The organism is Saccharopolyspora sp. 7B, from assembly GCF_020177435.1.
Lineage (GTDB): Bacteria > Actinomycetota > Actinomycetes > Mycobacteriales > Pseudonocardiaceae > Saccharopolyspora_C > Saccharopolyspora_C gregorii.
In genome coordinates this window covers 1-10,673 of the sequence record NZ_JAIUKC010000228.1, presented here as the reverse complement: position 1 = coordinate 10,673, position 10,673 = coordinate 1, and the positions used below count along the sequence as shown (strand labels likewise).

Sequence of the window (10,673 nt, the reverse complement as noted above, 5' to 3'; positions counted from 1 at the left end):
CGCAGCCGCGGCGAGCACCCGCCAATCCGCTCGTCGGCGCTGCGAGCCCTTCCCGGCATGCGGGAGCCGCAGTACGTGGCGCCATCGCGCGCTCTTGTCGCGGCCGGTGTCGGCGAGGCGTCGCGTCGCTCGGCGTTGCTCGAAGCGTAGCCATACGCTCAGGGGGCCAGCGAACAGGATGCGCACGAGGATCAGTGCGGCGGTGACGGCCAGCCCGACCCAGATCGTGCCCCAGAGATCGCCGCCTTCTCGGGCGACTTCCTCGGCGACGTGCAAGAGCTGGTATCCCATGGCGAGGAAGACGCCGTTCTCGAGCATGAGCTGGATCGTGCGCCAGTTCATGCGTTCGCTGATCGGGTCCTGCGGCGTGAGGTGGCGTGTCGCGGTGAACCCCGTGATCAAACCGGCGACGACCACGGCGAGGACGCCGGATCCGTGCAGCGCCTCGGCGGGGAAGAAGGCGAGCAACGGCACCGTGAAGGAGATCGCGGTCGTCAGGGTCGGCTGGCCGATGCGTGCACGCACCCGCACGGCCGCGAATCCGACGACAGTGCCGATGCCGATCCCGACGAGGACGGCGTAGTCGAAATCGAGGGTGACATCCAGCAGCGTGACCCCGCCTGCAAGGGCGGCGATGGCGGATCGCAGCAGCACCAGCGCGGTCGCGTCGTTGACGAGCCCCTCCCCCTCCAGGACGACACGAGCCGCGGTGGCAGGCCGAGGCGCTTGCCGATGGAGGTCGCGGCGACGGCGTCGGGTGGAGCGACGACCGCACCCAGAGCGATACCCGCAGCGAGGGGAAGCCCGGGCAGCAGCCAGGTGAGGAGAAAACCGACTGCGACCGCGGAGAACAGCACGAGCCCGACGGACAGCCCGCTGGTGGTGAGGAAGTTGCGACGGAAGTCCGTCATCGGCACGTTGACCGCCGCGGCGTACAGGATCGGCGGAAGCACGACGGTGAGGATCCATTCCGGTTCGATCTCCAGCGGAGCCTGACCGGGGATGAGACTGCAGGCGATCCCCACGAGGACCAAGAGGATCGGTCCCGCCATGCGGATCTTCGGCGCAAGCCAGGTACCCCCGATGACCAGCAGCGCTCCGGCGACGAGCATCATCGCGACCGATTCCATTCGTTCTCTCTCCGTGTGTATCCCGTCAGGGACGTGTTCGTCAGCCGGCCGCAGCCGTGGCCGGGACGGCTGTCGCCGGCGGTCTGCCGGGCATGAGGAGGCAGACGGGGGCGGCGACGGCGGTGAAGGCGATCGCCCACCAGAAAGCGCTGCCGAAGCCGTGTGCGATGTCATCGAGGTCGGCACTGCTGGCCGAGGCGTTCTGGAGGACGACGGCGATGACTGCTGTGCCGATCGAACCTCCCAGCTGCTGAGCGACGCGCGTGATGATGCTGGCTCCCGGCGTGTCATCGTGGGGAAGCCCGATGAAGGAGGCTCCGGTCAGCGGGATGATCGCGACCCCCATGCCGATGCCCCGGCTGAACAGCGTCACGAGCAGGAGCACGTAGCTGGTGTCTGCGGTGACGAACGCGAACGGGATCGTCGACACGGTCACGATCACGAAGCCGGCCAGCGCGACCCATCTCGGCCCGAACCTGTCCGTGTACCGGCCGGCAGCACCTCGTGAGAGCAGCGTGCCGAGGCTCTGCGGGATGAGGAGAAGCCCCGCTCCCAGCGCGTCCTCGCCCCGGACCTCCTGCCAGTACAGCGGCAGCAGGAACATGGCCCCGTACAACGTCGCGCCCGCCAGGAAGCCGAGCACCGACCCCGATGTCAGGTTCCGGTGCCGGAACAGCCGCAGGTCGATCAGTGCTCTCTCGCCACGGCGGAGCGCCCACCCGACGAATCCCGCCAGGAGGACCGCTCCGACGCCGAGGGGGACCAGGACGCCCATGGACGCGAAGCCCTCACTTCCCTGGACCTGTGAGAGTGCGTAGACGATCGCCGCGACTCCTGGGGAGACGAGGAGGAGGCCGAACAGGTCCAGTCGCACACCCCGGCGTGACGGTTGTGCGGGCAGGTTCCGGTAGGCGAGCCATGCCCCGATCACGCAGAACGGGATGTTGACCAGAAACAGCCAGCGCCAATCGGCGACGGCGAGGATGACTCCTCCGAGTACCGGTCCGATGATCGGGCCGAGCGCGGTTGGCAGGGTGATCGCGGCCATCACCCGGCCGATGTGTCGCCCGCCGGTCGCCTGCACGATGAGGGTGGTCATCAGCGGCAGCATGATTCCGCCGCCGAGCCCCTGCACCACCCGGGACACGATCAGGCTTGCCGCGTCCCAGGACGCCGCGCACAGGATGGAGCCGATCAGGAACGCCCCGAGCGACACCAGCCACAGCCGCTTGCCGCCCAGCGCCGCCTGCGCCCAGCCGGCGAGCGGGATCGTGACGAACATCGCGAGCAGATACCCCGTGGTCACCCACTGGATGGTGCCCAGGGGTGCGTGCAGATCATCCGCCAGGTCGTGGATGGCCACGCTCACGATGGTGGTGTCGAAGACGACCGCCATCGCCCCGACGATGATGCTGAACGCCGTCGTCCAGACGGCCGGATCGATCGCGTCCGGATCCTCCGGCTTGGCAGAGCGGCTCCGGTTCGAGAGGGGCCGTTTCAGCGAGAACTTCATGATTCCTTCATTCGATGTGCGCGGCGGGCGCCCGCGGAGGGCGCCCGAAGGATGCCGCGCGAGACCCGGCACCACGGGACGGCCGGCAAGACGTATCGGCGTGACGCGCTCCCGTTAGGTCGGGAGTGCGTCACGCCCACGGCGGCAAGGTCAGAGGTCGACGACGACCTTGCCGCGCACGTGGCGGGCGGCCTGGAGCTCGACCGCGGCGCGAACTTCGTCCAGGGGGAACGTTTCCGCGATCGGGACGCGCAGCTCCCCCTCGGCGACACGACGCGCGATGTTCTGCAGCGCCTCTGCACCCGCCGCCGCACCGTTGGCGGCGTGCACCCCGGGAACCGCGGCCGCGATGGTGCAGATGCGATCGTCGGGAACGCCGAGCTCCCGAGCGACACCGACGGTGTCGGTGCCGTGAAGGTCGAGCGCCGCTGTCGGCAGGGCACCGTCCAGTGCCCGGACCCGCTCGACGAGGCCGTCGCCGTACGTCACTGGTGTGGCGCCCAGGCTTGACAGGTACTCCGCGGATGCCGCAGATCCCGTCCCGATCACGCGCGCCCCGGCCAGTCGAGCAAGCTGCACGGCGAACACGCCCACGCCACCGCCGGCCCCTCCGATCAGCACCGTGTCGTCCGGACCGAGATCGAGCTTCGCCAAGGCGGCGACAGCGGTGCTTCCAGCGATCGCCAGCGTCGCCGCCGTCCGGTCGTCGACACCATCGGGGGTGTGGTGGGCGACGCCCGAGGCGATGTCGCCGTCTGCGCTCATCAGGATGTAGTCGGCCAGAGAGCGCGAGAGCGCCGTCCCGAACACTCGGTCACCCACCGCATACCCGGTCACGCCCTCGCCCACCTGGTCCACCGCGCCGGCGTAGTCCGTGCCGTAGCCGCACGGCAGCGACAGCCCGAACCGGGCCGCGGTCTCCGCATCGGAAGTCATCACCCAATCCATCGGGTTCAGCCCCGCCGCGGCGACCCGGATCCGGATCTCCCCCGGCCCCGCCTGCGGCGCAGGCACGTTCCGCACCGTCAGGTTCTCCGGCCCGCCGAACGACTCGAACAGCACCGCCCGCCCCGTCTGCGCGTCGATCCGATCGTCCCGCTGTCCACTCATCCCGCTACCTGCTCTCATCCATCATCAAAACGGACTATGCTCCGTATATATCCTCACTCTAACCGGAGCGTGATCCGTTTGACAACTTCTGACGCTCATCAGCCGCGCGCAGATGCCGCCCGTAACCGTGCCCACCTCCTCGCGGTCGCTACCCGCGCACTCACGAGGGGCGACGGCGCGGAGCCGTCGATGCGAGCCATCGCGCGCGATGCCGGCGTGGGGATCGGGACTCTCTACCGCCACTTCCCCACCCGCGAATCGCTCGTCGCCGCGGTCTACAGCGACCAGGTCACCCGCCTCACCGCCGGCGCACGAGAGCTCCTCACGATGCACGCCCCGGCAAGAGCCCTCCGACTCTGGATGGACCTCTACGGCGAGTGGATCGCCACCAAGAGCGGCATGCTCAACACCCTGCTCACGATGGTCGAGACCGGCGATCTCCCCCACGCGCACACACGCGATCAGATCCTCGACGCCATCTCCACCATCGTCCAGGCAGGAAACGAGGCCGGGGACCTCCGCGCAGACATCACCCCCACCGAGATCTCCGCCAGCCTCATCGGCATCTTCACGGTGTCGCAGCAAGCCGCGGGAACGATCAGTGCTGACCGTCTCCTCGACCTGCTCCTCGATGGCCTCCGCGCCGAACCGACATGTCGCTGACACGCCCATCGACGGGTGGGGCGTCCAGCTGAGGCGGTGGAGTTCTCGGCCGTTCTCGCTTGCGCCGCTTCGGAGCACGAACGGACAGACCGACGGACAGGAGGAGCATGGTGCTGGCGACTATCGTCGCGGAGTGTGTCAGCGGGTTCGGGGCGACAGGCCATATTGGCTGGAGCAGGAGCAGGGCGAACGCCACGGCAGCCGCCCAGAGCCACCGGGCGTACCGGAGCACCAGCAGCAGGATCACGAACGCCAGAATCGATGTCACGGCCTGGACAGCGGTGAACCAGACCAGGCCGACCAGAGGTGCGGACGCCAACAGCACGGTCGCTGTCGCGACCGCGAGCGGCAGTATGGGCCGAGCCAATACGGGGCGGGGCGATGCCGGCATGCGGTCGGTGGATCTCTCACGCATGTGCTGTCCCGAGATAGTTCGCGACGTTCTTCAGAACTGTCCGCCGTTCCGACTCACTCAAGGGGAGTTGTCCGAGCAACAGTCGGTTGTGATCGCCGGGGGACGCGATGGCGGGCCAATCCGACCCCATTAGGAAGCGTTCGACTCCGATGTGCCGCATGTGCTCGACGAGCCGATGCAGTTTCTCGCCGTCGGCCCAGGGGGCCTGCACGACCACGGCGAGGTCGATCTGCAGCAGGCTCGTTCCCGGACGGGATGCTTCGATCGCGTCCTGATATCCCTGCAGGGCGGCGAAGGTCGACTCGTCGAGCCCACCCCAGCCGCCGGCGTGCGCGATCTGGACCGGTAGCCCTTCGGCCTCACACAGCACGCCGTTGATCAAAACGTCGGCGGCTTCTCTCGAGTAGTCGGGCGAGTGCCGAGGGTGGATGACCAGCGGAAGATCCAGAACGCGGCACTCTCTGACGATCTGAACCAGACGGTCCACTGAGTCCGTCGACTGCGGATCGAACCCGCTGTTGGCGAGGTGAAGCTTTGCACCGACGACCCCGTCTTGCCCCGCCCAGTGGCGCAACTCATCGACCGCGCTGGTCATGAACGGATTCACTCCCACGCAGGCGCACAACCGTCCGCGAGATGTACGCGCGGCATCGACGTTGAAGGCGTTCTCTTCCCGCACAAGTTCGGCCGAGCCCAGCATGTACGCCTCCGACAGGAGCACGCCGCGGCCGATGCCCGCCGCGTCGAGTACCCGCACCGCGTCTTCTCCCGTGCGTACGGCGAACGCCTCTCGGTTCAGCAGCGAGAGCGTGGCAAGTTCGCCGTGTTCGGTGCGAAGGCGCCGCAGGTGTGTGGTCGCCGCGGGACCTTGAATGTGCAGGTGATGATCGACGAGGGCCGACGGGGTTGAGGCCGGAACTCGCGGTGTCGCGGCGAGGCCGAACCCCGCTGCGGCCGCGATCAGGGTCCCCACACCGATACCCGCCACCACGCGCCTACGGGACACCCCCTCCGGCCCCGAGTCGCCTTCCGCTCCGCCACCGTCCGCGTTCAAGAGCGTCCGTCCCTGTCACGGCCCTCGGCTGGCCCTGAGCCCAGCAACCGAGTGAGGGCGTCCGTGAAGATGTGCGCGATGTCCACGGCCTCGTCCAGTGCGAGCTGCAACGCGAGCCCGTCCGCGAGCGCGAGGACGACCCGTCCGACGTTCTCGTTCACACCAGCGCCATCGCCGAGCGAGTCGATCTGGAGGACGTTCATGACGTCCGCGACGGTGTTGGCGGCTGCTGCACGTCGATCAGGGAGCAAGTGAGGACGACGCGCCGCCAGGATCGAGAACTCCGCGTTGACGAGGAACCACTCGCGCTCCGCGTCCGCCCTCCTCCGCACCCAGCCCGCCAAGGCGTCAAGGCGCTGCTGACGGGACGCGGAGCGTCCGAGAATCTCCCCTACCTCCGCGACGAGCTCGGTCGTGCGCGCCTTCGCGAGTGCGAGAAAGAGGTCCTCCTTGCTCCGGAACAGCCCATACACCGCTCCCTTCGTGAAGCCCGCCGACTCGGCGATCTCAGCAAGAGACGCGCCCCCATACCCCTTGCTGCAGAACAAGGTGTACGCGGCTGCCAGGATCGCCTCCCGCGTCTCCTGCTGCCGTCGCACCCGGCTCCCCCTGCCCATGGGAATGAATATACCATCGGTATCTCAGAGACGACCGGTATGTAGCGATGCTGACATGGACGCGCTGATCGCCTCAGTGCGCGGCCCAGTCGGCGAGGACGCCGCGGACGGGGTTCCATCCGACAGCCTGGTAGATCGAGTAGCCGGCTTTCGCGTACGGGTCGTCGGCCATGAGCGCGTGTGCGTCGTCGACGTCGTCGGTGGCGAGGAGCACAACACCGCCGGTAGGCGGGTTCCGCATCCCGGCGGAGACAACGAGCCCGCGCGCCTCGAGTTCGTCGAGGAACGCCAGGTGCTGGGGGCGGATCGTGGAGACCTCGTCGAGGGATCGTGTGTAGTTCGAGATCATGAGAATCACGGGCCTGCTGCTTTCGGATCTTTCGTCGTCAAGTGGTCGGGTCAGCGGGTGTCGCGGCCAATGAGGTCGAGTTCGTCGTCGGAGAGGTCCAGCGCCGCGCCTCGGATGTTCTCCTCGAGGTGCGCGACCGTCGAGGTGCCCGGGATCGGAAGCATCATCGGCGAGCGTTTGAGCAGCCATGCGAGGGCGACGCTCCCGGCCGGGACACCGTGCGTCGCCGCGATCTGGCCGATCGCGCCCCTCGGCTCGGCGAGGGCTCCGACGGAAAGCGGCGCGAACGGGATGAATGCGATTCCGTGGGAGGTCGCCCAGTCGAGCACTGCGGTCTCGGAGCGGTCGGTGAGGTTGTAACGGTTCTGCACAGCGACGATCGGGACGATGCTGCGTGCGGCTTCCAGCTGGGCGACCGAGACGCCGGAGAGTCCGACGTGCCGCACCTTTCCGGCCGCGCGGAGGTCTGCGAGCGCGCCGATCTGGTCCTCGAATGGCACCGTCTCGTCGACGCGGTGCAGTTGGAAGAGGTCGAGTCTTTCGACGCCGAGCCTGCGGAGTGAGAGCTCCGCCTGCTGCTTGAGGTAATCCGGGCGTCCGCATCGGGGCCAGGGGCCCGGCGCCACGATCGGGCCGGGGCGCAGGAGTCCGGCCTTCGTCGCGATCACGAGGTCGTCCGGGTACGGGTGAAGGGCTTCCTTGATGAGTTCCTCGGCGACCGCCGGCCCGTACGAGTCGGCGGTGTCGATGAACGTGACACCGAGGTCGACGGCACGGCGGATGACGCGGATCGCCTCGTCGTGGTCGCGCGGCGGTCCCCAGATGCCGGGGCCGGGAAGCCGCATGGTGCCGAAGCCGAGGCGGGCGACGTCCAGGTCGCCGCCGATCGTGATCGTGCCAGCGCGATCGGCACGTGCCGATGGGTGCATGAGGTCCACTTTCAATCGGGTTGGAGCATTCGGAACAGGCGCGTGCAGGGGGGTCGGCTCACGGCGTGAACGCGTGCCTGCGTCCGCCGGCTACGAGCGCGAGAGCGACAAGGCTCAGTGCCGCCATCGCCAGCGGGAGCACTGTCGCCGCTCCACCGTCGACCAGCGTCGCGCCGGCCGCTGCCGCGGCGAAGATCGCGAGGTTGAACGCGACGGTCAGAATGGAGTTGGCAACGTCCGCGTTGTCGCCCGCGGCCAACGCCATCGCCGTCTGCAGTTGCGTCGCGGCGCCGCCGAATCCGACGCCCCAGAGTGCGAGACCGACGATGACCAGCACCGGGGACGTGCCGCCGACGGCCAGAACGAGTCCGCCCACGACGAACGCAGCGACTCCCGCGAGGGTGGTGCGACGGAGATGACGGTCGACAGCGACTCCGGTGAGCCACACGCCCACCAGCGATGCGACACCGAAGACGACGAGCGCCACGCCGACCGGAAGCGCCGCTGCGATGGCCCCCAGGTACTCGGCGATATACGTGTACTCGAGGTTGTGCGCGAACATCCACACGAACACCACGACGAGGATCACGCCGACCCCAGGGATCCCCACGACTCGTCGAAGCGAGCGGCTGCTCGAGGCGGACTGTCCGGGCGCGTCAGGGACCAGCACCACGGTGAGCACGAACGCGATCACGGACAGGGCCGACATCGCGCCGAACACCCACCGCCAGTCCGTCGCAGCGCCCAGCCAGGAGCCCAGCGGCGTTCCGACGGCAAGCGCCACCGGCGTCCCCGTCATGGCGATGGCGAGCGCTCGACCGGCATGCTCGGGTGCCGCGATCCGTCGCGCGTATCCCGCGAGCATCCCCCACAACAGGCCCGAGAACCCACCAGCGACGAATCGGGCGATCAGCGCGATCACGATCCCGGGCGCGAGGGCCGTCACCGTGTTCGCCACGACGAAGCCGACGATTCCGACGAGCAGCACCGGCTTTCGCCGGACAGTTCGGGTCAGCGCCGTCGACGGGATCGCCGCGAGGACCGTGCCAAGGGCGTAAGCGCTGACAAGCTGCCCGGTCACGCCGGGCGAGGTGTCCAAGCCGTGCGAGATCTCGGCCAGAAGCCCCGCCGGCATCGTTTCGGTGGCGATCACGATGAACCCGACCATCGCCATCACGACAAGGGCTCCGAACGGCAGTGTGCGACGCGCCGTCGATGCGGTGCGGACGGTCTCGATGGCCTCAGTCACAGGCAGCTCCAATTCCAGATCAGTTGATCCAGTATTGACCGCAAGAGCGACGCTTGTCAAACTGGATCGACTGATCCCGAATGAGACGAGGACTGATGCCCGCAGGTCGCCCGCGCACCTTCGACGTCGATGCCGCAGTGGATGCGGCGATGCTGCTGTTCTGGGAGCAGGGGTACGAGGGGACATCTCTCGCAGACTTGCGCGCGGCGATGCGCATCTCGTCGGCGAGCTTCTACGCGGCGTTCGAATCCAAGGCCGCCCTGTTCGAGCGCGCGTTGAAACGCTATGTGTCGAGCTGGGGGGCCATCACCGATGTCGTCCGCGACCCGGGTCTCTCCGGACGTGATGCCATCGCACGACTCCTGCACGGTTCGATCGACATGCAGACTGATCCGCGCCATCCCGCCGGATGCCTGGTCGCCCTGTCCAGCGGCCTCACCGGCGAGCAGACACCGACGTCGGTGCGCGACGCCGTCGCACGGCGGCGCGAGGAAGACCGGCAGGGCATCGAGTGGTGCGTGATCCGAGCGGTCGACACGGGCGAGCTCCGGCAGGACACCGACGTGATCGGACTGAGCGGATTGCTCCACGGGCTGCTGCTCGGCCTCTCGGTACAGATCCGGGACGGCGCCGAGCCGAAATCCCTACACAGCGGTGCGGACGCGTCCCTGCACGTCTGGGACGCGTTCGCGGCCTCGGTGTAGTTCCTCAGCACGTTGTGGACGGATGACGCCGGAGAAGACGGCCTGGACGATGCGAGGTACCACACGTCGCGCCGCAACGACTCACGCTAGTGCCCGTTCGCACCAGGGGGCGAGGGGACGCCTGGCCCGCCGATCGTTGAGGACGCTCGGACCTGGCGCCCGCACCGCCGCGGAACGGTTCAAGTGTCCGCCCGCGACCGCGGCGAGGTGGGCTGGCCGATATTGGGCGGCCTGTCGATGCGGGCCCCTTGCTCACGTCCGATCAGCAGCGCGACCCGGCTCCGACTCGACTGGAATTTCGCATCGTCGTCGACAGCGTCGAAGCCGAGAGCGCCATCCCCACTCCCCGCCCAACGCTCTCGCCCACTCGCCCTGAGAGCCTGTTCCTGAACTGATGTTGGTCGTCGGGGCGGCTGCGGAGATGAGAAGGGACCCCTGGTAGATCGAGTGGTGTCTGGTCATCCGCTCTACCGAGGAGTCCCGGATGCCATCGTGCCCGAGTTCGTCGACCCTGCCCGCAGGGGGTCGATCCTGCCGCCTGTTGGCGACCACGCACCAGTCTCCAAGCAGGTCACGGCGCTATCCGTCGGACATGACCGACGCTCAATGGAAGCTCATCGAACCGTTGCTGCCCACGCCGGGCTGGCTAACCGGGCGAGGTGGCCGCCGAGCCAAGCACTGCCGCCGCGAGATCGTCGACGCGATCCTCTACGTCGTCGACAACGGCATCACATGGCGAACTCTACCAGCGGATTTCCCACCGTGGTCCACTGTGTACAACCACTTCGCCGCCTGGGAACACCACGACGCCACTCAGCACCTACTCGACGCGCTGCGTGACCGGGCACGACTGGCCGAAGGTCGCCGGGCCGCGCCCAGCGCCGGGATCATCGACTCCGCCTCGATCAAGGCCGCCGAGACCGTCGGATCCCGCAGCCGC

The 10,673-nt window shown here is 68.3% G+C and carries 11 protein-coding genes and 1 pseudogene; 3 read left to right on the top strand and 9 right to left on the bottom strand.

What is annotated here, in order from left to right; genetic code table 11:
- From LCD33_RS29135 to LCD33_RS27390, 4 genes and pseudogenes are all read right to left on the bottom strand, one after another.
- Positions 1 to 654, bottom strand: a 654-nt coding sequence (locus tag LCD33_RS29135; RefSeq protein WP_308011333.1) for a cation:proton antiporter, incomplete at its 3' end; no start/stop codon positions are given.
- Between the two features lie 62 nt (positions 655 to 716).
- A pseudogene (locus LCD33_RS29130) lies at positions 717 to 1,112 on the bottom strand (cation:proton antiporter); the annotation flags it as partial.
- 58 nt (positions 1,113 to 1,170) lie between these two features.
- On the bottom strand, positions 1,171 to 2,643 hold the full coding sequence (locus LCD33_RS27395) for an MDR family MFS transporter (RefSeq protein ID WP_224962577.1): 1,473 nt from the start codon (positions 2,641 to 2,643) through the stop codon (positions 1,171 to 1,173).
- Positions 2,644 to 2,793: 150 nt separating this feature from the next.
- A complete protein-coding gene (locus LCD33_RS27390) occupies positions 2,794 to 3,753 on the bottom strand; it encodes an NADP-dependent oxidoreductase (RefSeq protein ID WP_224962579.1) in 960 nt (319 codons plus the stop codon).
- Between the two features lie 36 nt (positions 3,754 to 3,789).
- Between LCD33_RS27390 and LCD33_RS27385 the strand changes: the two genes are divergently transcribed.
- Positions 3,790 to 4,416, top strand: a complete 627-nt coding sequence (locus tag LCD33_RS27385) for a TetR/AcrR family transcriptional regulator (protein ID WP_224962581.1) — start codon at positions 3,790 to 3,792, stop codon at positions 4,414 to 4,416.
- A 407-nt stretch (positions 4,417 to 4,823) separates the two neighbouring features.
- Here the strand turns inward: LCD33_RS27385 and LCD33_RS27380 are convergent, their stop codons facing one another.
- From LCD33_RS27380 to LCD33_RS27360, 5 genes are all read right to left on the bottom strand, one after another.
- Complete coding sequence (locus LCD33_RS27380) at positions 4,824 to 5,822, bottom strand: amidohydrolase family protein (RefSeq protein ID WP_224962582.1); 999 nt, start codon at positions 5,820 to 5,822, stop codon at positions 4,824 to 4,826.
- Positions 5,823 to 5,881: 59 nt separating this feature from the next.
- Entirely contained in the window at positions 5,882 to 6,484 is a 603-nt protein-coding gene (locus LCD33_RS27375; RefSeq protein WP_224962584.1) for a TetR/AcrR family transcriptional regulator, read from the bottom strand.
- A 91-nt stretch (positions 6,485 to 6,575) separates the two neighbouring features.
- On the bottom strand, positions 6,576 to 6,851 hold the full coding sequence (locus LCD33_RS27370) for a YciI family protein (RefSeq protein WP_224962592.1): 276 nt from the start codon (positions 6,849 to 6,851) through the stop codon (positions 6,576 to 6,578).
- A 50-nt stretch (positions 6,852 to 6,901) separates the two neighbouring features.
- The gene (locus LCD33_RS27365) at positions 6,902 to 7,780 is read right to left on the bottom strand and encodes an aldo/keto reductase (RefSeq protein WP_224962594.1); all 879 of its coding nucleotides are present in this window, start codon (positions 7,778 to 7,780) and stop codon (positions 6,902 to 6,904) included.
- Positions 7,781 to 7,838: 58 nt separating this feature from the next.
- Positions 7,839 to 9,029 carry an MFS transporter gene (locus LCD33_RS27360; RefSeq protein ID WP_224962586.1) on the bottom strand — a complete coding sequence of 397 codons (1,191 nt, stop codon included), beginning with the start codon at positions 9,027 to 9,029 and terminating at the stop codon, positions 7,839 to 7,841.
- 95 nt (positions 9,030 to 9,124) lie between these two features.
- Here LCD33_RS27360 and LCD33_RS27355 point away from each other — a divergent pair, with 95 nt between their 5' ends.
- Both LCD33_RS27355 and LCD33_RS27350 read left to right on the top strand, forming a co-directional pair.
- Positions 9,125 to 9,733, top strand: a complete 609-nt coding sequence (locus tag LCD33_RS27355) for a TetR/AcrR family transcriptional regulator (RefSeq protein ID WP_224962588.1) — start codon at positions 9,125 to 9,127, stop codon at positions 9,731 to 9,733.
- A gap of 592 nt (positions 9,734 to 10,325) precedes the next feature.
- Positions 10,326 to 10,673 (top strand): transposase (locus LCD33_RS27350; RefSeq protein ID WP_224962590.1); only part of this gene is annotated, 348 nt, incomplete at its 3' end.

Coding starts and splice junctions, on each gene's coding strand:
- LCD33_RS27370 (WP_224962592.1), bottom strand. CDS start 6,851: ATGATCTCGAACTACACACGATCCCTCGACGAGGTCTCCACGATCCGC.
- LCD33_RS27385 (WP_224962581.1), top strand. CDS start 3,790: ATGCTCCGTATATATCCTCACTCTAACCGGAGCGTGATCCGTTTGACA.
- LCD33_RS27395 (WP_224962577.1), bottom strand. CDS start 2,643: ATGAAGTTCTCGCTGAAACGGCCCCTCTCGAACCGGAGCCGCTCTGCC.
- LCD33_RS27365 (WP_224962594.1), bottom strand. CDS start 7,780: ATGCACCCATCGGCACGTGCCGATCGCGCTGGCACGATCACGATCGGC.
- LCD33_RS27355 (WP_224962588.1), top strand. CDS start 9,125: ATGCCCGCAGGTCGCCCGCGCACCTTCGACGTCGATGCCGCAGTGGAT.
- LCD33_RS27390 (WP_224962579.1), bottom strand. CDS start 3,753: ATGAGTGGACAGCGGGACGATCGGATCGACGCGCAGACGGGGCGGGCG.